Genomic DNA, 21,126 nt, shown 5'->3' with positions numbered 1-21,126 from the left:
GTCAGGCCAGTGCGGCCAGCGGGTCGTCGAGTACGGGCTGCCAGGCCAGCTCGGCCGCGCCCACCAGGCTGTTGTGGTCGAGCGTGCAGGCCAGGATCGGCACGCTTCCGCTGCGGCCCCACAGGCTGCGGTCGGCGACCACGGCACGCAGGCGTTCGGGGTCGGCCTCCAGCAGGTCGCGGTGAAGGCCGCCCAGGATGATCCGGTCCGGGTTGAGGATGTTGACCAGCCCGGCGAGGCCGAGGCCGAGCCGGTCGATCAGCTCCTCGGCGGCGGCCCGTACATCGGGGTCGCCGTACTCCGTGCGCAGCAGGTCGCCGGACTGCTTGAGCAGGGACTCCTCGGGGCCGGGCTCCCTGCGGGCCGCCGTGAGGAAGGCCAGGGGGTCCGTCTCGACGTCGAGGCAGCCACGTCCGCCGCAGTGGCAGGGGCGGCCCTCGGGGTTCACGGTGAGGTGCCCCACTTCGAGGGCGAGACCCGAACTCCCGCTGTGCAGGCGGCCGTCCAGGACCAGCGCGCCGCCCACCCCGCGGTGGCCGGTGGCGACGCAGAGCAGGTGCTGGGCACCGCGCCCGGCGCCGTGCCGGTGTTCGGCGAGGGCGGCGAGGTTGACGTCGTTGGCGGTGAACGCGGGGCCGGCGATACCCGCGGCGCGTACGCAGGCGGAGAAGATCTCCCGGACCGGCGCCCCGGCGGGCCAGGCGATGTGCAGCGGGTTGAGCGCCGTCCCCTCGGGTTCGGCGACGGCGGAGGGCACGGCGAGCCCGGAGCCGACGCAGCGCAGCCCGCTCTCGCGCAGGAGCCGCGCCCCCGCCTCGACGACCTCGCCGAGGACCTGGGCGGGGTCGGCCATGACGGCGACGCAGCCGGGCGCGGTGGCCACGATCCGGCCGCCGAGTCCCACGAGCGCGGCGCGGAAGCCGTCGGAGTGCACCTGGGCGGCGAGGGCCACCGGCCCGCTGTCCAGGACGGACAGCCGGTGCGAGGGACGGCCCTGCGAACCGGCGGCGGAGCCCGGGCTGGAGTCGACCTTGATGAGCCCGAGCGCTTCGAGCTCCGCGGCCACCGCGCCGGCGGTGGCACGGGTGACGCCGAGCTCGGAGGTGAGGACGGCACGGGTGGGGGCACGCCCCGTGTGCACGAGCTCCAGGGCGGGCCCGAGCGCGCTGCGGCCCCTCTCCAGCTTCGTCCGCGTGGTGGTCGACTTGCCGTTCATGGGGGCGAGTCTCCCATGATCCGGAGCCGATGCCGACGCTCCGGCATCCCGCACCGTTCACCGGCCGGTCACCGTTGCGGGGACCTTGCGCCCGGCCTCGGCGCCACCCTATCCTCACTTTGTGCCGCAAGTAAACAAACTGCTGACGGGCCTGTCGGGGGAGCTCGGCGGAGACACCGCCCCGCCCTCGTCGGCCCGCCTCCGTGCCGCCCTGACCGTGTTCTTCGCCCTCGACGGGTTCCTCTTCGCCGGCTGGGTGGTCCGCATCCCGGCCATCAAGCACCAGACGGGAGCCAGCGCCTCCACCCTCGGACTCGCCCTGCTCGGGGTCTCCGCCGGCGCGGTGATCACCATGATGCTCACCGGCAGGCTGTGCCGGCGCTACGGAAGCCATGCGGTCACCGTGGTCTGCGGTGTGCTGTTGTCGCTGAGCATCGCCCTGCCGGCGCAGATGGGTTCGGCCCTCACCCTCGGCCTCGTACTCCTGGTCTTCGGGGCCGCGTACGGCGGGCTGAACGTGGCGATGAACAGCGCGGCCGTCGATCTGGTCTCCGCACTGCGCCGCCCGGTGATGCCGAGCTTCCACGCCGCGTTCAGCTTCGGCGGCATGGCCGGAGCGGGGCTCGGCGGGCTGGTCGCGGGCAGCCTGTCGCCCTCGACGCACCTCTTCGCCCTGACGGGGCTCGGCCTGCTCGTCACCGCGGTGACCGCCCCGGTGCTCCTGCGCGGCCGGGCGACGGCTCCGCCCACGGAGCCGCAGGCGGCGGACGCCCCGGAGCAGTCGAAGGGGATGGGCGCGCATGCGCGCCGGATCGTCGTCCTGTTCGGGGTCATCGCCCTCTGCACGGCGTACGGAGAGGGCGCCCTGGCCGAGTGGGGCGCACTGCACCTCAGCCAGGACCTGGGGGCCACGCCCGGTCTCGCCGCGGCGGGGTACTCCCTGTTCGCGCTGACCATGGCCATCGGCAGGCTCACCGGCACCGCCCTTCTCGAACGCTTCGGGCAGACCCGCACGCTGGTGGCCGGCGGGGCCACGGCCGCGGCCGGGATGCTGCTCGGCGCCCTGGCGCCGGCCGTCTGGCTCGTCCTGCTCGGCTTCGCCGTGGCCGGCCTGGGCCTGGCCAACATATTCCCCGTCGCGGTCGGCCGCGCGGGCGCGCTGGCGGGCCCCAGCGGGGTGGCCGCCGCCTCGACCCTCGGGTACGGCGGGATGCTCCTGGGGCCTCCGGTGATCGGCTTCCTCGCCGACTGGCTGTCGCTCCCGGTGGCCCTCACCACGGTGACCCTGCTCGCCGCGACGGCGGCGGTGCTCGGCTGGACGGCCCGCAACGCGGGCGAACAACCGAACGACTGAGTAGCCGTACTCAGGCACCGGCGGCTCCCCCGGCGCACGATGGAGGTATCGGCCATCCAGGGGAGCGGACATGAGTCACCAGGTGACGGACAACCAGCGGCTGCGTACGGCGGCACGACTGACCTTCGGCAACACGGCTTCACGGATCTACCTCGGCCTCGTACTGGCGGTCGCGGTGTTCGTCGCGGTGGACACGGTGTTCGTGTCCCACGAGGACGCCTCGTTCGCGGGTGTCTGGCTGTTCTTCCTGGCCGCGCCGACCGTCTTCGTCTTCCTTCTCGGCAGTTCGATGGCCGGCGCGGACTCGGCGGGCCCCGCCTGGTTCACCTATCTCGCGCTGGTCGTCTCGGTCCTCGTCCAGGCGTGTGCGCTCGGCTGGTTCTCCCGGCTGCTGCGCCGCCCCGGCCGGAGCCGTTCCGCACACCCCCAGGGCGTCTGACATGTCTCTGGCACAATCGCCGCGGTGGAGACCTCCGAGCACCTGACAGCCCTCGCCACGGAAGGCCGTGCGCTCGCGCGGGCCGCCCGTGAGGCGGGGACGCACGCCCCGGTCCCGACCTGCCCGGGATGGCGGGTGCGCGACCTTCTCGAACACACCGGCATGGTGCACCGCTGGGCGACCGAGTTCCTCGTCCAGGGGCACCGGACGCACCGGCCGGCGCGCGAGGAGCCCGGTCTGGACGGCGAGGCGCTGCTCGACCGGTTCACCGAGGGCCACCGCCTGCTGGTCGACGCGCTCCGCGCGGCACCGGCCGCCCTGGAGTGCTGGACCGTCTTTCCCGCGCCGTCCTCGGTCGCCTTCTGGGCACGCCGGCAGGCGCACGAGACCAGGATCCACCGGGTGGACGCGGAGTCGGCGCGGGGCGGCCGACCGACGGCCGTGGCTCCCGCGCACGCGGTGGACGGCATCGACGAACTGCTGGCAGGGTTCCATGCCCGTGCCAAGAGCCGGGTGCGCACGGACCCGCCGCGCACGCTCCGGGTGCGGGCCGTGGACACGGACACGGTGTGGACCGTACGGCTGTCCGACGGGCCACCGCTGACGGTGCGCGGGGCGGACGCCCTGGACGCTCCGGCCGACTGCACTCTGAGCGGCACGGCCGAGGAGCTCTATCTGGCGCTGTGGAATCGCCGTCCGCTCTCGTCCGTCGCCGTGTCGGGGGACGCCGAGGTGGCCGGGGTGTGGGAGAGGAACTCGGCGGTCGTCTGGTCGTGAGCGGGCCGGGGCGCCGCCCTTCCGGGCCGGTTCACGCGCGGGTGCCGTCCAGCATCCGTGAGAGCACCGACCGCTGAAGGGGTCTGGCCTCCGTGTGGCGAGCCCGGCCGGTGCCGGTCAGCTCCACACGCACACCCCGGCGGTCCTCGTCGCACATCACGCGGCGTACGAGGCCGTCCCTCTCCAGCCGTGCCACCAGCCTCGACAGCGCGCTCTGGCTGAGATGGACCCGCGACGCGATCTCCTGGACGCGCAGACAGCCGTCGCCCCGCTCACCGGCGGCCTCCGTGAGGACGTCCAGGACCTCGAAGTCGCTGGCGCCCAGGCCGTGCGGACCCAGTGCCCGATCCAGCTCGCCCAGGGTCCTGGCGTGCAGCGCGAGCATCTCGCGCCACTCGCCGACGAGCGCCCGCTCGGACTTCTTCACTGCCATGGACGCACGCTAGCAGAGGAGTGAACCATTCATGCACACACAATAATTGCAGGCGCATCTACCGTGCGGAGGCGGCTCCGCCGGTGCGGGAGAGGGGCGCGGCGGAGAGACGTCCTTGCCGTCGGCCACGCCCCCTGTGACACTTCGGACATGTCACGACGCACTCAGGCGGAACGGGACGCGATGACCGTCGAGATCGGCTACGCCCTGGTCAGCGGCGCCGTGGTGGCGGCGGCCACGTTCGCCGGGGTCTCGCTCCCCGCGCTGCTCCTCCAACTGCCGGGCGGCGCCGAGCGTGTGCTGCTGCGGGCCGGGGCCGTGCTCGGCGCCCTGGCGTTCGCCCTCCGGGTCGTCCATGTCCTGTGGCGTTTCCCGAGGGCGGCCGAGGAGCGGCGCCTGCCTCCCGTTCAGCCGAGCCAGCCGGGGCGCACGAGCCCCGATTCGTAGGCGAGCACGACGAGTTGGGCCCGGTCCCGGGCGCCCAGCTTGACCATGGAGCGGCTGACGTGGGTCTTGGCGGTGAGCGGGCTGACGACGAGCCTGCGGGCGATCTCCTCGTTGGAGAGCCCGATGCCGACCAGGGCCATGACCTCGCGCTCGCGTTCGGTCAGTCCGTCCAGAAGCGTCACCGCGGCGGGCTCCTTGGAACGGGCCGCGAACTCGGCGATCAGCCGCCGGGTCACCCCGGGCGACAGCAGGGCGTCCCCGCCCACCACCGCGCGCACCGCCCGCAGCAGTTCGTCGGGTTCGGTGTCCTTGACCAGGAAGCCGGAGGCTCCCGACCGGATCGCCTCGAAGACGTACTCGTCGAGTTCGAAGGTGGTGAGCATGACCACCTTCACCTCGCTCAGGCCCGGGTCGTCGGTGATCGCCCGGGTCGCGGCCAGACCGTCCATCTTCGGCATCCGGATGTCCATGAGCACGGTGTCGGGGCGCAGTTCACGCACCAGTCGTACGGCCTCCGCCCCGTCGGCGGCCTCGCCGGCCACCTCGATGTCCGGCTGGGCGTCCAGGAGCGCCCGGAATCCGGCCCGGACCAGCAACTGGTCGTCGGCGAGCAGTACGCGGATCACGACGCCTCCTCCGTACCGGCCTCGCCCCGTACGCCGGGGCCGGCTTCGTCTCCGGGGCGCAGCGGGAGTTCCGCGCCGACCCTGAATCCGCCGTCGGGCCCGGGGCCCGCGTCGATCGTGCCGCCCAGCGCGGCGGCTCGTTCCCGCATCCCGATGAGCCCGTTGCCGCTGCCCCCGGCGTCGTCACCGGTCGGCGGTCCCTCGTCCTCGACCAGGAGCCGGAGGCGCGCGCCCCCGTACGTGACGCGGACGTGTGCGGTACGCGATCCGGAGTGCCGGACCACATTCGTCAGGGCCTCCTGGACGATGCGGAAGGCGGCGAGGTCGGCGCCCGGCGGGACGGGCACACGTGGGCCCTCCGTCTCGACGGTCACGGTGAGCCCGGCCCCCGCGGCCTGGTCGACCAGTTCGGGCAGGCGGTCGAGTCCGGGGGCCGGCGCGCGGGGTGCGTCGCCCGGGGTCCGGAGGTTCTCCAGCACCTGACGCACCTCGCCGAGCGCTTCCTTGCTGGCGGACTTGATGGTGGTGAGGGCCGTACGGGCCTGTTCGGGGTCGGAGTCGAGCAGGGCGAGCCCCACGCCCGCCTGGACGTTGATGACGGAGATGCTGTGGGCGAGCACGTCGTGGAGTTCGCGGGCCATCCGCAGCCGCTCCTCGTCGGCCCGCCGCCTCTCGGCGGCCTCCCGCTCCGCCCTGGCGGCCGCCCACTGCTCGCGGCGCACCCGCAGGAGCTCGGCGGCGGCGACGATCGCCACGACCCAGGCGGTGACGAACGCCTCCTGGCCCCAGGGGGCGGGGCCGTCGCCCTCCGGGGGCAGCCACCGGTACAGCCAGTGCGCGGCCAGCAGGTGCCCCGCCCACAGGATTCCCAGCGACCACCAGGCGGCCCTGCGGTGCCCGGAGACGATGGCCCGGAAGCAGCCGACAGCGACGGCGATGAAGACCGGGCCGTACGGATACCCCAGGCCGAGGTAGACCAGTGTCGCGGCGGACGTCGCGGCGACCGCGAGGACGGGGTGCCGGTGCCGCACGAGCAGCACGGCGACCGCGGCGAGCAGGAGCAGCCGGGCGACGAGGTCCAGCGGTTCACGGTCCTGGCCGTGCGCGGCGACGGTGGTGCCCACCATCACGATCACACCGACCACGAGGGTCGACGGCCACGGCAGCCGGTCACCGCGCCCCTCCCGGCCGCCGAACCGCTCCACGACGCCGCCCCTCCCCCGGCCGCCCCCGCCTGGGCCGCCGCGCCCTGCACGCCAGGGCGGCCCGTGGCGTCGGCCTCCCGGCCCCGGGTGCGCTCGCTCATCCTGCATACCGGCCACGCTAGACGCGCGGACCCCGGGCGCACGTCAGCCGGACGTGGCGATCCCACGTACTCCCCGGGGAGTACGTGGGCCATGCGTGGCCGGTGTGGGTCAGTCCCCCGCGCTCCCGGTCCCGGAGGGCCGGCCGTCCATCAGGCCCACCGAGCGCCCGAGCTCGTGGACGGCGTGCCGGAAGAACTCTTCGCGTGCCTCGACGACACGGTTGAACTGGCCGAAGAGCTCGAAGGAGATCAGCCCGAAGAGCTGCGCCCACGCGGAGACCAGGGCCACCACGACGGTCGGCGGGAGATCGTCGGCCAGATCGGCCGTCATACGTGCGCCCTCGGTGCGCAGCCGGGCGTCCTGCGGGGGGACGGCGAGGCCGTCGGTGTGGTAGGCGTCGCGTACGACGTCGATCAGGACCTGGCCCGCACGAGCGGCGGGACCGATCGTGTCCTGCGGGGCGGTGTAGCCGGGGACGGGCGAGCCGTAGATCAGCGCGTACTCATGGGGGTGGGCCAGGGCCCATTCCCGTACGGCGCGGGCGGCCGCCAGCCAGCGGTCGGGGTGGGGACCTGCCGGCCCGCCGGTCCTGTCCCGGGCCGTCTCCGCCGCCTCGCCCACCGCGTCGTAGGCGTCGACGATGAGCGCCGTCAGCAGGTCGTCGCGGCTGGGGAAGTAGCGGTAGAGCGCGGAGGACGCCATGCCGAGCTCGCGGGCGACGGCGCGGAGGGAGAGCTTCGCGGCGCCTTCCGCCGCGAGCTGTCTCCTGGCCTCGTCCTTGATGGCCGCGGTGACTTCGATACGGGCGCGTTCCCGGGCTCCTCGAATGGTGCTCATGGGATCAGTCTGCCACGCGATCAGAGCACCGAACACAAAAGAGAGCACTGCTCTTGCTTTGGAGCACTCCACTCGTGCACACTGATCTCAAGCGAGAGCAGTGCTCTCTGAATGGCAGGAGCCACCATGTCGCAGCAGCCGTACTACCTCCAGGCCAACGCCTTCCAGCAGCGGATGAACAGCGTCATCGGCTGGCTGGCACGACACGGCATCAGCCTGGCCGGCAGCGCCGAGATGTCGGTACGGGGCCGTAAGAGCGGCCGGATGCAGCGCATCCCCGTCAACCCCCACCACCACGACGGCGCCCAGTACCTGGTCTCCGCCCGCGGCCACTCCCAGTGGGTCCGGAACATGCGCGCGGCCGGCGGCGGGGAGCTGAAGGTGGGCCGCAAGGTCCGGACGTTCACCGCTGTGGAGATCGCGGACGACGAGCAGAAGGTGCGCATCGTCCGCGCCTATCTGAAGCGCTGGGGCTGGGAGGTCAACCAGTACTTCCAGGGCATCACGGCGAGCTCCACCGACGCCGAACTCCTGGCGGCCTGCCCCGACCACCCCGTCTTCCGGATCACGGTCAGCGGCTGAGCCGGCGGGAACGGGTGCGCGGGGACGGATGCGGCGAGGCACCGCCCCGGGCGTCTGCCCGGTGACGGTGCCTCCGATCTACTGCCTGCCGAGGACCGGCGGCGAATCGAGCGCCGGCGGTCAACCGAGGGTGGGCTGTCCACCGAGCACCGGCGGTCAACCCGGGGCCGGCGGTCAACCCGGGGCCGGCTGCCTACCGAGGGCCGGCCGACTGCCGGCGGTCCATCACATGCAGCGCCCGCTGCGCCAGCGGGTGCGTACGGACCAGCTCGGCCAGTGACGTCGTCCCCCGGGTGATTCCCGCGAACGCGTTCCACGCGGGGCGGAAGCCCGTCAGCACCGCGTGCAGGAGCCCGGGGCGCCGCTCGAACAGCTGGAGCATGCGGCGCCCGACGCTCATCTCCACGCCCAGCCCCGCCTTGATCGCGAAGGCGTAGTTCAGCGCCTGCCGCCGGGCGTCGACCGCGTCGTGCGACTCCGCGATCCGCACCGCCCATTCGCCCGCGAGGCGCCCGGACCGGAGGGCGAAGGAGATGCCTTCCCGCGTCCAGGGTTCCAGCAGCCCGGCCGCGTCGCCGCAGACGACCACGCGTCCACGGGAGAGCGGGGAGTCGTCGCTGCGGCACCGGGTCAGATGTCCGGAGGAGATCGTCGGCTCGAACCCGGCGAGGCCCAGCCGGCCCACGAAGTCGTCCAGATACCGCTTGGTCCCCGCGCCGTCGCCACGCGCCGAGATGACGCCGACGGTCAGGGTGTCCCCCTTGGGGAAGACCCAGCCGTAACTCCCGGGCAGCGGCCCCCAGTCGATGAGCACCCGGCCCGCCCAGTCCTCGGCGACCGTCTCCGGTACGGGGATCTCGGCCTCGAGCCCGAGGTCCACCTGGTCGAGCTTCACGCCGACATGAGCCCCTATGCGGCCGGCACTGCCGTCCGCGCCGACGACGGCCCGGGCGAGCACCGTCTCCCCGCCGGCCAGCACCACGGCGACCGTGCGCCGGTCGGGCACGGCGGTGCCGTGCTGCTCCACCCGTGCCACCGCCACGCCCGTGCGCAGTTCGGCGCCGGCCTTCTGGGCCTCCTCGACCAGTCCGGCGTCGAACTCCGGCCGGTTGATCAGCCCGAAGAGCATCCGCTTGGACCGACGGGTGCGCGCCAGCTTCCCGTTGAGCGAGAAGGTGACCGCGTGGATGCGGTCCTTCAGGGGCAGTTCGAATCCGGGGGGCAGGGCGTCCCGCGAGAACCCGATGATTCCGCCACCGCACGTCTTGTAACGGGGGATCTCCGCCTTCTCCAGCAACAGCACCCGACGGCCGGTCACGGCCGCCGCGTACGCCGCGGAAGCTCCGGCCGGGCCCGCGCCGACCACGACGACGTCCCATACCGAGGACTCCGGCGGTACCGACGACGTCTCATCCGGCTCACGTCCGGCGTCTGCGTTCTCGCTGCTCACGATGTGCTTCTGCTCCCGATCCGACCAGTGGCCCCAACTGCTCACGGCATCCTACGGCGCGCCGTGGCCGAACTCCGCTGTGGGAGGATCAGCCATGAATTCGTCGTACATGCGACGCCTCATCCACGGCCTCGCCCGAAGCCGCGCACACGTCGCGCCGTAGTCCTAACGTCGTACCCGCAAGGAGCGTGCCCATGACCGCCCGTCCGATTTCCGAGACCGTTGCCTCGCTGATGCCCCGCGCCCAGGCGGAGCTCGCCGAGCTGGTGGCCTTCCGGTCGGTGGCGGACCCGGCTCAGTTCCCCAGGAGCGAGTGCGAGGCGGCGGCCGGCTGGGTCGCGGACGCACTGCGCGCCGAGGCGTTCCAGGACGTCTCCGTGTTCGACACCCCCGACGGAACGCAGTCGGTGTACGGCTACCTGCCCGGCCCGGCCGGCGCCCCCACGGTTCTGCTCTACGCGCACTACGACGTGCAGCCGCCGCTGGACGAGTCCGCCTGGCTGTCGCCGCCGTTCGAGCTGACCGAGCGCGACGGCCGGTGGTTCGGCCGGGGCGCCGCGGACTGCAAGGGCGGGTTCATCATGCACCTGCTCGCGCTGCGCGCCCTGAAGGCGAACGGCGGCGTCCCGGTCTCGGTCAAGGTGATCGCGGAGGGCTCGGAGGAGCAGGGCACGGGCGGCCTGGAGCGCTACGCCGAGGCGCACCCGGAGCTGCTGGCCGCCGACACGATCGTCATCGGTGACACCGGCAACTTCCGTGTCGGGCTGCCCACCGTCACCGCGACGCTGCGCGGGATGACCATGCTGCGGGTCCAGCTGGACACCCTCGAAGGGAACCTGCACTCCGGGCAGTTCGGCGGCGCGGCTCCGGACGCGCTGGCCGCGATGATCCAGCTGCTGGCGTCCTTGCGGGCCGAGGACGGTACGACGACGGTCGACGGGCTCACGTCGGACGCCGGGTGGGACGGACTGCAGTACCCGGAGGGCGAGTTCCGCTCCGATGCCAAGGTGCTCGACGGGGTGGAGCTCATCGGCACGGGTACGGTCGCCGACCGCATCTGGGCACGGCCCGCGGTCACCGTGATCGGCATCGACTGCCCGCCGGTGGTCGGCGCCACTCCGTCGCTCCAGGCGAGCGCCCGGGCGCAGATCAGCCTGCGGGTCCCGCCGGGGCAGGACGCCACCGAGGCGACGAAGCTGCTGACCGCCCACCTCGAGTCGCACGCCCCCTGGGGGGCGCGGGTCTCCGTCGAACAGGTCGGCCAGGGGCAGCCGTTCCGCGCCGACATCACCAGTCCCGCCTACGCGTCGATGGCCGAGGCCATGCGGCTCGCCTACCCGGGCGAGGAGATGCAGACCTCCGGCCTCGGCGGGTCCATCCCGCTCTGCAACACCCTGGCCGCGCTGTACCCGGAGGCGGAGATCCTGCTCATCGGGCTGAGCGAGCCCGAGGCCCAGATCCACGCGGTGAACGAGAGCGTGTCGCCGGAGGAGCTGGAGCGGCTCTCGGTGGCCGAGGCGCTGTTCCTCCGGAACTACGCGGAGTCCAAGAAGGCCTGACGGAACCGGAGTCGCCGCACTGCCGCCCGGCCGCGAGCAGGAGCGGCGAGGTCGGAGAGCGGCGGGCGGCGGGCCCCGGGCGCCCGCAGTGCCGCACGGCGCCCCGTACGGCGCTACGGGCCGCCCACGGGCACTCCGGCCTCCAGGTTGAGCACCCGGGACCGCTCACGGGCACGCAGGGCCCAGCGGAGCCGCTCGAAGCGGGTCGGCGGGAGCATGCCCGCGGCCTCCTCCTCGGTGACGAACCGCCAGCCGCGCAGCTCCGAGCCGGGCAGCAGCAGCCGCGCGGCGTCCTCCCCGTGCAGGCGGCCACCGTCGAACAGGAAGCGCAGTCCCCCGTACGCGGGCGGCTTCGGCGCCTCCCAGTCCACCACCAGCAGCTCCGGCACCGTGTCCAGACGGAGCCCGAGCTCCTCGGCGACCTCCCGTATCCCGGCCTGGGCCGGGGCCTCTCCGGGCTCCACCACACCGCCGGGGAACTCCCAGCCCGGCTTGTAGGTCGGGTCGACCAGCAGCACCCGGTCCTGCTCGTCGAAGAGCAGCACCCCGGACGCCACGGTCTCCCCACGCGGTTCGGGCGTCTGGACTATCCCGCACTCCCTGGCCTCACCGGTGCGCAGCGCCTCGGCGATCCGCTCGGCCGTCCCGTACGGGGTGAGCGCGCTGGTGTCGATCGTGTGGGCGTCCGCGGTGATCCAGCCGAGCGCCGCCCGGTACGGCTCGATGTGCTCGTAGGCCCACTGCCGGACGCGCTCGCTGTGCTCGGGGTCGTCGGCGAAGTCCTCCCGCTCGGCGATCCGTTTCCGCAGGATCGTTTCCTCAGGTGAGAGCAGTACATGGCGCACCGGTATGCGCCGGGCGGCGAGCCCGCCGAAGATCTCGTCGCGGTACTCCTGCCTCAGCAGTGTCATCGGCACCACCAGCACCCCGGAGAGTTCGGCGAGAAGCGCGGCCGCCGTGTCGACCACCAGACGCCGCCAGATCGGCAGGTCCTGGAAGTCGGTCACCTCGGCGAGCTTCTTCTGGGGCAGCAGCCGGCGCAGTTCCCCTCCGGTCAGTCCGGGGTCGTAGAAGGTGCTGTTCGGGATCAGATCGATCAGTTCGCACGCGGCGCTGGTCTTGCCCGCACTGAACGCACCGTTGATCCAGACGATCACGGGTCCCCCTCTTCCGTAGCCCCCTGTGGCTTGCCCGCAACACCCCGCTCCGGAAACCCCGCCGGGGTGACACGGTTGCGCCGGAGGCCTCCGGCCGCACGGGTCCGGGCCGCCCTCACCGCCGTAACCCGGGACGGCCGGACGTCGTTGGAGCGGTCAGCCACTGGAACGACGAGGGGGAACGCGGTGCGCCGCACGGTACTCGGGCAGTTTCCCGCGGGAGGGCCGCGGGGCAGCCGGCCCGCGGAGGAGTTCGCGGCCGCACGCCGCTGCGAGGGCGTGGCCGCCGAGGTCGTGATGGACCTGGAGCGGGACGCCTTCCTGGTGGTGGTCCCCCAGCAGCCGGCGGACGGGAACCGCTGACCCGGGGCCCGGCAGCCGGCGGACGGCGCCCGCCGGTCACGGGGCGCGCGGGTGCCTACGGGGTTGCCACGGCCCGTACGCCGTTCGACGCGCCGGGCCGGGCCGTCGCCACCGAGGCGGCGGCCGCCGCGCCGACGAGACCCGCGTCGGTGCCCATCACCGCCGAGGTCACGGTGAGGTCCTGGACGAAGGAGAGCGTGGCGTAGTCGCGCAGGGACCTGCGCAGCGGGGCGAACAGCACCTCGCCCGCGCCGGCCACTCCCCCGCCGATCACGGCGATGTCGATGTCCGTCAGCGTGGCGGTGGCGGCGATGCCTGCGGCGAGCGCCTGGGCGGCCCGCTCGAAGGAGGCCACCGCGACCGGGTCTCCGGCACGTGCGGCGGCGGCCACCGCGGCGGCCGTGGCGTCGCCGTCCGGGCCGGGCTGCCAGCCGTTCTCCAGGGCCCGCCGGGCGATGTTCGGCCCGCTGGCGATGCGCTCCACGCAGCCGCGCGCGCCGCAGGGGCAGGGGTCGCCGTCCAGGTCGACGCTGATGTGGCCGATGTGGCCCGCGTTGCCCGAGGGGCCCGGGTGCAGCTTTCCGCCGAGCACGAGACCGCCGCCGACCCCGGTGGAGACGACCAGGCACAGCGCGTTGTCGTAGCCGCGGGCGGCACCCAGCCAGTGCTCCGCCGCCGTCATCGCGACCCCGTCGCCGACGAGTGTGACCGGCAGGCCGCCCGTCCCGGCCGCCACCCGGTCCACCAGCGGAAAGCCGCGCCAGCCCGGGACATTGACCGGACTGACCGTGCCGGCCGAGGCGTCCACCGGGCCCGCGCTCCCGATGCCGACCGCCCGCGCCCGGTGCCAGTGCGCGGAGGCCGCCAGCTCCGTCAGGACGTCGCTCACCGCGCCCATCACGGCCTCGGCACCGTCGCGGGCCGGCGTGGGACGCTGCGCCCGTACGAGAAGGGAACCGGCGCCGTCCACCAACGCCCCGGCGATCTTGGTACCGCCGATGTCGAGCGCGGCGACGAGGTCGGTATGCATCGGTGTGGACTCTCCGGAGGGGTGGGGCGCAGGACCTGCGGCTTCAGTCGGATGGTCCACCTAGTCTCCATTCTCTTGACAACGTTGTCCAGGGCCTATGCTCGACGCCACAGCATCCGGCCCCCTCCCGGCACCGCCGGTGGAGGCCGGAATCACCCGTTCCCGACGACAGGACAGCGCACCGTGGCCGAGACCGCCCGCCATTCCGAGTCCCGCTACGGCAACAGGCCCACCATGAAGGATGTGGCCGCCCGTGCCGGAGTGGGCCTCAAGACGGTCTCCCGCGTGGTGAACAGCGAACCCGGGGTCACCCCCGACACCGAGCGCAGGGTCCAGGAGGCCATCGAGGCGCTCGGGTTCCGCCGCAACGACAGCGCGCGCGTCCTGCGCAAGGGCCGCACCGCGTCCATCGGCCTCGTCCTGGAGGACCTCGCGGATCCGTTCTACGGCCCGCTGAGCCGCGCCGTGGAGGAAGTGGCCCGGGCCCACGGCGCCCTCCTGATCAACGGCTCCAGCGCCGAGGACCCCGACCGGGAGCAGGAGCTCGTCCTCGCGCTCTGCGCCCGCCGGGTGGACGGTCTGATCGTGATCCCGGCCGGCGACGACCACCGCTATCTGGAGCCGGAGATGAAGGCGGGCATCGCCACGGTGTTCGTCGACCGTCCGGCGGGCCGGGTGGACGCGGACATGGTCCTGTCGGACAGCTTCGGCGGGGCGCGCGCGGGCGTCGCCCATCTCGTCGCGCACGGCCACCGCAGGATCGGCTTCGTCGGCGACCAGCCGCGCATCCACACCGCCACGGAGCGGCTGCGCGGGTACCACGCGGCGATGACGGACGCGGGGATCGACGTCGAGGACGCCTGGGTCTCCCTCGGCCCGACCGACCCGGCCAGGGTCAGGTCGGCCGTCGAGGCCATGCTGGCCGGTCCCGAGCCGGTGACCGCGCTCTTCTCGGGCAACAACCGGGTGACGGTCACCGCAGTCCGCGTCCTCGCCGAGTGCGAGCGCCGGATCGCCCTGGTCGGCTTCGACGACATCGAGCTGGCCGACCTGCTCGGCATCACGGTGATCTCGCAGGACGCGGCGGCGGTCGGCCGCACCGCGGCGGAACACCTGTTCCGCCGCCTCGACGGCGCCGCCCACGCCCCGGCCAGGGTGGAGCTCCCGACCCGGCTCATCCCGCGCGGCTCGGGGGAGCTCCCGCCCGCGTGAGGGGGCTGATCCCTACGGCGCCGTCACGGTCAGCCCGCCCCGGCGGGGCGAGGCGAAGCCGTCCAGGTCCGCGCGGCTCAGACCGGTGAGGTCCGTGACCTCGGCGGTGTCCAGGGCCCCGCAGTCGATGCCGCGGAGCAGATAGCCGCTGAGCGCCTTGGCGGTGGCGGGCTCGTCCATGACATCCCCGCCGGCCTTGGCCACATAGGCGGCGAGCCGGGACGCGGCCTGGCCGAGTCCCTCGCGGTAGAAGGCGTAGACGGCGGCGTAGCGGGTGGGCAGATGCCCCGGGTGCATGTCCCAGCCCTGGTAGTAGGCGCGGGCCAGGGCGCGGCGGGTGAGGCCGTGGTGCAGGCGCCAGGCGTCGTGGACCTGCTGGGTGGGGCCGACCGGGAGCACGTTCGTGGAGCCGTCGCAGACGCGTACGCCGGTCCCGGCCGCGGCGACCTGCATCACCGCCTTGGCGTGGTCTGCGGCCGGGTGGTCACTGGCCTGGTAGGCGGGGCTGACGCCGACGCAGGCGCTGTAGTCGAAGGTCCCGTAGTGCAGTCCGGTCGCCCTGCCCCGGGCGGCGTCGATCATGCGGGCCACGGCGGCGGTGCCGTCCGCCGCCAGGATCGACTGGCTGGTCTCGATCTGGATCTCGAACCCGAGGCGCCCCGAGGGCAGCTCGTGGGTCTCCTCGAAGGCCTCCAGCAGCCGTACGAAGGCGGTGACCTGCTCGGGGTACGTCACCTTGGGCAGCGTCAGGACGAGCCCCTCGGGGAGCCCTCCCGCCCGCATCAGCCCGGTGAGGAAGATGTCCGTGGTGCGGATGCCCCGGTCGCGTACGCCGGCCTCCATGCACTTCATCCGGATGCCCATGTACGGGGCCGCGGTGCCGTCGGCGTACGCCTCGGCGACCAGTCGCGCCGCGCGGGCGGCGGCCTCGTCCTCCTCGGCGTCGGGGCGGGGCCCGTAGCCGTCCTCGAAGTCGATGCGCAGGTCCTCGACCGGCTCGCGCTCCAGCTTGGCGCGTACGCGGTCGTGGACGGGCTCCGCGAGGTCCTGCGGGAGGCCGAGGACCGAGGCGAGCGAGGCGGCGTCGGGGGCGTGCTCGTCGAGCGCGGCCAGCGCCCGGTCGCCCCAGCCGCGGATGGTCGTGGCGGCGAAGTCGTCGGCGGGCACGTAGACGGTGTGGACGGGCTGGCGGGTGCCGGGGTCTCCCGGGTAGCGGCGGGCGAGTTCGGCGTCCACCGACGTGAGGGAGGCGCTGATCTCCTCACCGACCGTGCCGGCGAGGCTCGTCGCCACCTTCTCCTGCTGACCCATGACCGTACCCTCCACGCTTCGACGTTTCCGCTTCCCGGAATCTCTCATCCGCATAGTGAAGTTATAAGTCCGCCGGTCCTTGCGTCAATGGTGATCGGAAACAGCCCGGGGCCGCGCGGTGAGAACACCACACGGCCCCGGGCCTTCGTACGGGCAGAACTCCTGCCGGGTCAGCCCTTGCGGGACTTGACCTCGTCGGTGAGCTGCGGGACGACGTCGAACAGGTCGCCGACGACGCCGTAGTCGACGAGGTCGAAGATCGGCGCCTCGGCGTCCTTGTTGACCGCGACGATGGTCTTCGAGGTCTGCATGCCGGCCCGGTGCTGGATCGCGCCGGAGATGCCGGAGGCGATGTACAGCTGCGGGGAGACCGACTTGCCGGTCTGGCCGACCTGGTTGGTGTGCGGGTACCAGCCGGCGTCGACCGCGGCACGCGAGGCACCGACGGCCGCACCGAGCGAGTCGGCGAGCGCCTCGATGATCCCGAAGTTCTCCGCGCCGTTGACGCCACGGCCGCCGGAGACGACGATCGCGGCCTCGGTCAGCTCCGGGCGCCCGGTCGACTCACGCGGGGTGCGCGAGAGGACCTTGGTGCCGGTGGCCGTCGCCGAGAAGGAGACCGTGAGGGCCTCGACGGCGCCGGCGGCGGGGGCGGCCTCGACGGCGGCCGAGTTCGGCTTGACCGTGATGACCGGAGTGCCCTTGGAGACACGGGACTTGGTGGTGTACGAGGCGGCGAACGCGGACTGCGTGGCGACCGGACCCTGGTCACCGGCCTCCAGGTCGACGGCGTCGGTGATGATGCCGGAACCGATGCGGAGCGCGAGGCGGGCCGCGATCTCCTTGGCCTCGGCCGAGGAGGGCAGCAGCACGGCGGCCGGCGACACCGCGTCGTAGGCGGCCTGCAGGGCGTCCACCTTCGGTACGACGAGGTAGTCGGCGAACTCCGGCGCGTCGGCGGTGAGCACCTTGACGGCACCGTGCTCGGCGAGCGCGGCGGCGGTGTCGGCGGCACCGTTGCCGAGGGCGACGGCGACCGGCTCGCCGATGCGGCGGGCGAGCGTCAGCAGCTCCAGGGTGGGCTTGCGGACGGCACCGTCCACGTGGTCGACATAGACGAGAACTTCAGCCATGGGACTTCAATCTCCTGCGTGCGAGGGAGGGCGGGGCTAGGGAGGGAACGGCCGGGCTCAGATGAACTTCTGGCCCGCAAGGAACTCGGCCAGCTGCTTGCCGCCCTCGCCCTCGTCCTTGACGATCGTGCCCGCCGTACGGGCGGGACGCTCGGCCGCGGAGTCGACCGCGGTCCAGGAGCCGCCCAGGCCGACCTCGTCCGCCTCGATCTCCAGGTCCTCCAGGTCCAGGGACTCGACCGGCTTCTTCTTCGCCGCCATGATCCCCTTGAAGGACGGGTAGCGGGCCTCGCCCGACTGGTCGGTCACCGAGACCACGGCCGGCAGGGACGCCTCGAGCTGCTCGCTCGCGGTGTCGCCGTCACGGCGGCCCTTGACGGCGCCGTCCTCGACCGAGACCTCGGAGAGCAGCGTGACCTGCGGGACGCCGAGGCGCTCCGCGAGCAGCGCCGGGAGGACACCCATGGTGCCGTCCGTCGACGCCATGCCGCAGATGACCAGGTCGTAACCGGTCTTCTCGACGGCCTTCGCCAGGACCAGGGAGGTGCCGATGACGTCGGTGCCGTGCAGGTCGTCGTCCTCGACGTGGACGGCCTTGTCCGCACCCATCGACAGCGCCTTGCGCAGCGCGTCCTTGGCGTCCTCGGGGCCCACCGTGAGCACGGTGATCTCCGCGTCGTCCGCCTCGTCGGCGATCTGCAGCGCCTGCTCGACCGCGTACTCGTCGAGCTCGGACAGCAGACCGTCGACATCGTCACGGTCCAGGGTCAGGTCATCGGCGAAGTGCCGGTCGCCGGTGGCGTCGGGCACGTACTTCACACAGACAACGATCCTCAAGCTCACGCCGGCTCTCCTACTGCATCGTCATTTCTGGGCTGCCTTGTTGCACGCAGCATAGGCGCCTTATGGGGCGGTTTCCGGTCGGGGCGACCCGGCTCCCGGTCGAATATTACTCGCCAGTACACCCAGTACGTTACCCATAAGCAAGCGCTTGGAACTGTGACGTAGCCAACGGACTCCGCTCCGGCGCCGCCTTGCTCGCCCTCAGTCTCGCAGAGCGGTGAAACGCCCTTGGTGGTAGACCAGCGGCCGGCCGCCTCGCGCCGGGTCCCCGGCCACGACCTCGCCGATCACGATGCGGTGGTCCCCCGCCGGGATCCGGGCCGCCACGCGGCAGACCAGCCAGGCCACCACTCCCCCGAGCAGCGGCACCCCCTCGGGTCCGGTGCGCCAGTCGGTGGACGGGCCGAACCGGTCGGCGCCGCTGCGCGCGAACGTCGCCGCGAGCTCCTGCTGGTCCTCGCCCAGTATGTGCACGCCCACGTGGTCCGCCTCGGCGACCGTGGGCCAGCTGGAGGACGAGGTGCCCACCCCGAAGGAGATGAGCGGCGGCTCGGCGGCGACGGAGTTGAGCGAGGTCGCGGTGAAGCCGACCGGGCCGGCGCCGGCGGCCGTGATCACGGCGACGCCGGCGGCGTGCTGCCGGAAGACGGAGCGGAGGATTTCGGGGGAAGCCGTCCGGGAGGTGGCGAGGTCGGGCGAGGCCGTCATGGGGAAGTCCTTCTGCGAGGGGGCGTTCGGGTCCGTGGGTTCTCAGGCACCCGGACAGCGCGCGCTCGCGTGGCGCACGAGGTCGACATGGACCCGGCCGAAGAGAAGGGGTTCTGGCGGCATAGCGTCAGAGTGACGATGCGTGGTGTGCACAGTCAAGTGCGTCCCGTCATGTGGGAGATGCGTCACGGTCCGTCACATCGCCTCGCCCAGCGCGGCGACGACGTCCACCGTGCGCGGGAGTCCCGCCGCGCGGCGGACGATGCGGCCGGAGGCGTCGAGCACGAGGACCGTGGGGGTCCGGCTGATGCCCAGGCTGCGTACGAGCGCGAGATGGGCCTCGGCGTCGATCTCGACATGGGCGACCCCCTCGACCATGCCCGCCACCTCCGCGAGGGTGCGCCTGGTGGCGCGGCACGGCTGGCAGAACGCGGTCGAGAACTGCACCAGCGTGGCCCGGTCCCCCAGTTCCGCGCCGAGTTGGGCCGCGTCCAGCGTGCCTGCCGTCGTCCGCCCGTCCATCCCGGCCTCCCTCTCAGAGCTCTGCGCAAAGGGTCAGCACCCCGCGGCTTCATTACATTCCCGGAGGATTCACGTGACGAGAATCTCTCGCCCCGGGCCCTTTGGGGCTGGCCACGGCGTCGCACATGGGGCACGATCGCCCCAATGCCGAAAACCTACGGCTGCGTAACTTCCGCCGGGAGAACCCTCCCCAGGCATTGAAGAAGGGTCTTCATCCAGATGGCAGAACTCGTCTATCGGCCGGTCATCGGCGCCGCTCGCACGCTGTTCAAGGCGCTCGACCTGAAGATCGACACCCAGGGTTCGGAGCACATCCCGAAGACCGGTGGCGCGGTTCTGGTCAGCAACCACATCAGCTATCTGGACTTCATCTTCACCGGCCTGGGCGCCCTGCCCCAGAAGCGGCTCGTCCGCTTCATGGCGAAGGAGTCGGTGTTCCGGCACAAGGTGTCGGGTCCGCTGATGCGCGGGATGAAGCACATCCCCGTCGACCGCAACCAGGGCGAGGACGCCTACGCGCACGCGCTCGCGTCCCTGCGCGCGGGCGAGATCGTCGGCGTGTTCCCCGAGGCGACGATCTCCCAGTCGTTCACGCTGAAGAGCTTCAAGTCGGGCGCCGCGAGGCTCGCGCAGGAGGCCGGCGTGCCGCTGATCCCGATGGCGCTGTGGGGCACCCAGCGGCTGTGGACCAAGGGCCGGCCGCGCAACTTCCGCCGCAGCCACACCCCGATCACCATCCGCGTGGGCGAGGCCGTGGACGCCCCCACCGACCAGTACGCGGGCGCGATCACCCGCCGGCTGCGCGAGCGCGTCCAGGAGCTCCTGGAGGCCGCCCAGCGCGCCTACCCGGTGCGCCCGAAGGACGCCGCCGACACCTGGTGGGTCCCGGCACACCTCGGCGGTACGGCTCCGACGCCGGCGGAGGCGCGCGAGCTCGGCTGATCCGTCGCGCGCCCCACGGGCGCCGGAGGAAACGTCACGCCGGGTCGTGGAGGGTGATCCGCGCTCCGGGACTGATCTTCTCCAGCGACTCGGCGAGCTCGGTGGCCGCGGCCCCGAGTTCCGCCGCGGTCACGGGAGCCAGGCCCTCCAGAAGGAAGACGGCGTCGACCGACTCCTCGGTCAGGCGCGTGCGCGTGCCCTGGCGCCAGTTCCAGCGCCTGCACGTGACGGACTCGTCGTCACGCCAGACGACCTCGCCGGGCTCGGGGTGCTCCACGGTCTCCTCGCCGGCCGCGACCGTGGGGAAGGGGTCCTGGCCGGTGGAGCGTACGAGCCGCATGGCACCCCTGATCCGGTCGGTGTCCTCGCCGCCGACCGGGATCAGGTGCGCGACGCTGATCGCGTTGTAGACGTCGACCAGGCGGTTGATGCGCGGCAGCCCGGCGTCGGTGAGCGCGCGCCGGGCGAGGGCCTCCGCGGAGTTGCGGGTGCGGGAGGGCTTGGCCCCGAAGGCCGTGTACATCGCGCGCCAGGCGGCGACATGCGGGTCCTCGTGCGGGGCCCGGCCGCCGAGCCGGTCCGTGAGCCGCCGGACGGCGTCGTCCAGCAGCGCCGAACTGTCCTCGCCGCTGGGGCCGTTGACGAGGCCGTGCGCCTCGACGGCGAGATGGGTGAAGCCGGGGGCGAGGGTGCGGACCTCGTCGGAGACCGTGATCGTCAGGGTCATGGGTGCATTGCTCCGGAGGGCGGTTCGGGGGCGGGGTACGCGGAGCGGGGCCGGAAGTCCGCGGCCTGGCTCCACACCGTCACGTGAGCTCTGCGGTGAGCGCAGGCCGGGGTTCGGTACGTCATAGACTACCGGATAGTCCAGTCCATTG

At 72.9% G+C, this 21,126-nt stretch carries 23 protein-coding genes; 9 read left to right on the top strand and 14 right to left on the bottom strand.

Annotated features, from left to right (window positions below):
- Position 1 precedes the first annotated feature (1 nt).
- Positions 2-1,216 carry an ROK family protein gene (locus tag ACZ607_RS11405; protein ID WP_469734122.1) on the bottom strand — a complete coding sequence of 405 codons (1,215 nt, stop codon included), beginning with the start codon at positions 1,214-1,216 and terminating at the stop codon, positions 2-4.
- A 121-nt stretch (positions 1,217-1,337) separates the two neighbouring features.
- On the opposite strand from ACZ607_RS11405, the gene ACZ607_RS11400 reads away from it, so the two are divergent.
- From ACZ607_RS11400 to ACZ607_RS11390, 3 genes are all read left to right on the top strand, one after another.
- Positions 1,338-2,570, top strand: coding sequence for an MFS transporter (locus ACZ607_RS11400; RefSeq protein ID WP_469734120.1), 1,233 nt, complete (start codon positions 1,338-1,340; stop codon positions 2,568-2,570).
- A gap of 70 nt (positions 2,571-2,640) precedes the next feature.
- Complete coding sequence (locus tag ACZ607_RS11395) at positions 2,641-3,009, top strand: SCO4225 family membrane protein (RefSeq protein WP_469734119.1); 369 nt, start codon at positions 2,641-2,643, stop codon at positions 3,007-3,009.
- 24 nt (positions 3,010-3,033) lie between these two features.
- A complete protein-coding gene (locus tag ACZ607_RS11390; protein ID WP_469734117.1) occupies positions 3,034-3,786 on the top strand; it encodes a maleylpyruvate isomerase family mycothiol-dependent enzyme in 753 nt (250 codons plus the stop codon).
- A gap of 31 nt (positions 3,787-3,817) precedes the next feature.
- On the opposite strand, the gene ACZ607_RS11385 is transcribed toward ACZ607_RS11390, so the two are convergent.
- Positions 3,818-4,219 carry a MarR family transcriptional regulator gene (locus ACZ607_RS11385; RefSeq protein ID WP_469734115.1) on the bottom strand — a complete coding sequence of 134 codons (402 nt, stop codon included), beginning with the start codon at positions 4,217-4,219 and terminating at the stop codon, positions 3,818-3,820.
- A gap of 150 nt (positions 4,220-4,369) precedes the next feature.
- Here ACZ607_RS11385 and ACZ607_RS11380 point away from each other — a divergent pair, with 150 nt between their 5' ends.
- Positions 4,370-4,666: a DUF6332 family protein gene (locus ACZ607_RS11380; RefSeq protein ID WP_469734113.1), complete on the top strand. Its 297-nt coding sequence runs from the start codon at positions 4,370-4,372 to the stop codon at positions 4,664-4,666.
- Here ACZ607_RS11380 and ACZ607_RS11375 read toward each other — a convergent pair.
- The 3 genes from ACZ607_RS11375 to ACZ607_RS11365 all read right to left on the bottom strand — a co-directional run bounded on the left by ACZ607_RS11375 (position 4,627) and on the right by ACZ607_RS11365 (position 7,436).
- Positions 4,627-5,292 carry a response regulator gene (locus tag ACZ607_RS11375; protein WP_469734112.1) on the bottom strand — a complete coding sequence of 222 codons (666 nt, stop codon included), beginning with the start codon at positions 5,290-5,292 and terminating at the stop codon, positions 4,627-4,629. The genes ACZ607_RS11380 and ACZ607_RS11375 overlap by 40 nt on opposite strands.
- Positions 5,289-6,605 (bottom strand): sensor histidine kinase, encoded by a 1,317-nt coding sequence (locus ACZ607_RS11370; protein WP_469734110.1) that lies wholly within the window; start codon positions 6,603-6,605, stop codon positions 5,289-5,291. Before ACZ607_RS11370 ends, ACZ607_RS11375 begins: the two co-directional genes overlap by 4 nt.
- Before the next feature lie 102 nt (positions 6,606-6,707).
- On the bottom strand, positions 6,708-7,436 hold the full coding sequence (locus ACZ607_RS11365; protein WP_469734108.1) for a TetR/AcrR family transcriptional regulator: 729 nt from the start codon (positions 7,434-7,436) through the stop codon (positions 6,708-6,710).
- A gap of 126 nt (positions 7,437-7,562) precedes the next feature.
- Between ACZ607_RS11365 and ACZ607_RS11360 the strand changes: the two genes are divergently transcribed.
- Entirely contained in the window at positions 7,563-8,018 is a 456-nt protein-coding gene (locus ACZ607_RS11360; protein WP_469734106.1) for a nitroreductase family deazaflavin-dependent oxidoreductase, read from the top strand.
- Positions 8,019-8,211: 193 nt separating this feature from the next.
- Here ACZ607_RS11360 and ACZ607_RS11355 read toward each other — a convergent pair whose 3' ends face one another.
- Positions 8,212-9,468 (bottom strand): geranylgeranyl reductase family protein, encoded by a 1,257-nt coding sequence (locus tag ACZ607_RS11355; RefSeq protein ID WP_469734083.1) that lies wholly within the window; start codon positions 9,466-9,468, stop codon positions 8,212-8,214.
- Between the two features lie 194 nt (positions 9,469-9,662).
- Between ACZ607_RS11355 and ACZ607_RS11350 the strand changes: the two genes are divergently transcribed.
- Entirely contained in the window at positions 9,663-11,027 is a 1,365-nt protein-coding gene (locus tag ACZ607_RS11350) for a M20/M25/M40 family metallo-hydrolase (protein ID WP_469734081.1), read from the top strand.
- A gap of 113 nt (positions 11,028-11,140) precedes the next feature.
- On the opposite strand, the gene ACZ607_RS11345 is transcribed toward ACZ607_RS11350, so the two are convergent.
- Complete coding sequence (locus ACZ607_RS11345; protein ID WP_469734079.1) at positions 11,141-12,184, bottom strand: NUDIX hydrolase; 1,044 nt, start codon at positions 12,182-12,184, stop codon at positions 11,141-11,143.
- A gap of 186 nt (positions 12,185-12,370) precedes the next feature.
- Between ACZ607_RS11345 and ACZ607_RS11340 the strand changes: the two genes are divergently transcribed.
- Entirely contained in the window at positions 12,371-12,547 is a 177-nt protein-coding gene (locus ACZ607_RS11340; RefSeq protein WP_469734077.1) for a hypothetical protein, read from the top strand.
- A gap of 55 nt (positions 12,548-12,602) precedes the next feature.
- Here the strand turns inward: ACZ607_RS11340 and ACZ607_RS11335 are convergent, their stop codons facing one another.
- The gene (locus tag ACZ607_RS11335; RefSeq protein WP_469734075.1) at positions 12,603-13,577 is read right to left on the bottom strand and encodes an ROK family protein; all 975 of its coding nucleotides are present in this window, start codon (positions 13,575-13,577) and stop codon (positions 12,603-12,605) included.
- A gap of 183 nt (positions 13,578-13,760) precedes the next feature.
- Between ACZ607_RS11335 and ACZ607_RS11330 the strand changes: the two genes are divergently transcribed.
- Positions 13,761-14,789, top strand: coding sequence for a LacI family DNA-binding transcriptional regulator (locus ACZ607_RS11330; protein WP_469734073.1), 1,029 nt, complete (start codon positions 13,761-13,763; stop codon positions 14,787-14,789).
- 12 nt (positions 14,790-14,801) lie between these two features.
- Here the strand turns inward: ACZ607_RS11330 and ACZ607_RS11325 are convergent, their stop codons facing one another.
- The 5 genes from ACZ607_RS11325 to ACZ607_RS11305 all read right to left on the bottom strand — a co-directional run bounded on the left by ACZ607_RS11325 (position 14,802) and on the right by ACZ607_RS11305 (position 19,306).
- Complete coding sequence (locus ACZ607_RS11325) at positions 14,802-16,100, bottom strand: DUF6986 family protein (protein ID WP_469734072.1); 1,299 nt, start codon at positions 16,098-16,100, stop codon at positions 14,802-14,804.
- 170 nt (positions 16,101-16,270) lie between these two features.
- The gene (locus ACZ607_RS11320) at positions 16,271-17,233 is read right to left on the bottom strand and encodes an electron transfer flavoprotein subunit alpha/FixB family protein (protein ID WP_469734071.1); all 963 of its coding nucleotides are present in this window, start codon (positions 17,231-17,233) and stop codon (positions 16,271-16,273) included.
- A gap of 57 nt (positions 17,234-17,290) precedes the next feature.
- Positions 17,291-18,076, bottom strand: a complete 786-nt coding sequence (locus ACZ607_RS11315) for an electron transfer flavoprotein subunit beta/FixA family protein (RefSeq protein ID WP_469734069.1) — start codon at positions 18,074-18,076, stop codon at positions 17,291-17,293.
- 201 nt (positions 18,077-18,277) lie between these two features.
- Positions 18,278-18,784, bottom strand: coding sequence for a flavin reductase family protein (locus tag ACZ607_RS11310; protein ID WP_469734068.1), 507 nt, complete (start codon positions 18,782-18,784; stop codon positions 18,278-18,280).
- Between the two features lie 195 nt (positions 18,785-18,979).
- Positions 18,980-19,306, bottom strand: a complete 327-nt coding sequence (locus ACZ607_RS11305) for a TlpA family protein disulfide reductase (RefSeq protein WP_469734066.1) — start codon at positions 19,304-19,306, stop codon at positions 18,980-18,982.
- 219 nt (positions 19,307-19,525) lie between these two features.
- Here ACZ607_RS11305 and ACZ607_RS11300 point away from each other — a divergent pair, with 219 nt between their 5' ends.
- Positions 19,526-20,248: a lysophospholipid acyltransferase family protein gene (locus ACZ607_RS11300; protein WP_469734064.1), complete on the top strand. Its 723-nt coding sequence runs from the start codon at positions 19,526-19,528 to the stop codon at positions 20,246-20,248.
- 34 nt (positions 20,249-20,282) lie between these two features.
- Here the strand turns inward: ACZ607_RS11300 and ACZ607_RS11295 are convergent, their stop codons facing one another.
- Positions 20,283-20,975: a B3/B4 domain-containing protein gene (locus ACZ607_RS11295; RefSeq protein WP_469734062.1), complete on the bottom strand. Its 693-nt coding sequence runs from the start codon at positions 20,973-20,975 to the stop codon at positions 20,283-20,285.
- Positions 20,976-21,126: the final 151 nt, after the last annotated feature.

The organism is Streptomyces sp. NPDC104381 (assembly GCF_055583745.1).
This window is presented reverse-complemented; position numbering and strand designations above follow the sequence as displayed.

What these genes read in the sequence shown, in the direction of transcription:
- ACZ607_RS11405 (WP_469734122.1), bottom strand. Translation starts at nt 1,216, where the DNA reads ATGAACGGCAAGTCGACCACCACGCGGACGAAGCTGGAGAGGGGCCGC.
- ACZ607_RS11395 (WP_469734119.1), top strand. Translation starts at nt 2,641, where the DNA reads ATGAGTCACCAGGTGACGGACAACCAGCGGCTGCGTACGGCGGCACGA.
- ACZ607_RS11385 (WP_469734115.1), bottom strand. Translation starts at nt 4,219, where the DNA reads ATGGCAGTGAAGAAGTCCGAGCGGGCGCTCGTCGGCGAGTGGCGCGAG.
- ACZ607_RS11380 (WP_469734113.1), top strand. Translation starts at nt 4,370, where the DNA reads ATGTCACGACGCACTCAGGCGGAACGGGACGCGATGACCGTCGAGATC.
- ACZ607_RS11370 (WP_469734110.1), bottom strand. Translation starts at nt 6,605, where the DNA reads ATGCAGGATGAGCGAGCGCACCCGGGGCCGGGAGGCCGACGCCACGGG.
- ACZ607_RS11365 (WP_469734108.1), bottom strand. Translation starts at nt 7,436, where the DNA reads ATGAGCACCATTCGAGGAGCCCGGGAACGCGCCCGTATCGAAGTCACC.
- ACZ607_RS11360 (WP_469734106.1), top strand. Translation starts at nt 7,563, where the DNA reads ATGTCGCAGCAGCCGTACTACCTCCAGGCCAACGCCTTCCAGCAGCGG.
- ACZ607_RS11350 (WP_469734081.1), top strand. Translation starts at nt 9,663, where the DNA reads ATGACCGCCCGTCCGATTTCCGAGACCGTTGCCTCGCTGATGCCCCGC.
- ACZ607_RS11335 (WP_469734075.1), bottom strand. Translation starts at nt 13,577, where the DNA reads ATGCATACCGACCTCGTCGCCGCGCTCGACATCGGCGGTACCAAGATC.
- ACZ607_RS11325 (WP_469734072.1), bottom strand. Translation starts at nt 16,100, where the DNA reads ATGGGTCAGCAGGAGAAGGTGGCGACGAGCCTCGCCGGCACGGTCGGT.
- ACZ607_RS11320 (WP_469734071.1), bottom strand. Translation starts at nt 17,233, where the DNA reads ATGGCTGAAGTTCTCGTCTATGTCGACCACGTGGACGGTGCCGTCCGC.
- ACZ607_RS11310 (WP_469734068.1), bottom strand. Translation starts at nt 18,784, where the DNA reads ATGACGGCCTCGCCCGACCTCGCCACCTCCCGGACGGCTTCCCCCGAA.
- ACZ607_RS11305 (WP_469734066.1), bottom strand. Translation starts at nt 19,306, where the DNA reads ATGGACGGGCGGACGACGGCAGGCACGCTGGACGCGGCCCAACTCGGC.
- ACZ607_RS11300 (WP_469734064.1), top strand. Translation starts at nt 19,526, where the DNA reads ATGGCAGAACTCGTCTATCGGCCGGTCATCGGCGCCGCTCGCACGCTG.
- ACZ607_RS11295 (WP_469734062.1), bottom strand. Translation starts at nt 20,975, where the DNA reads ATGACCCTGACGATCACGGTCTCCGACGAGGTCCGCACCCTCGCCCCC.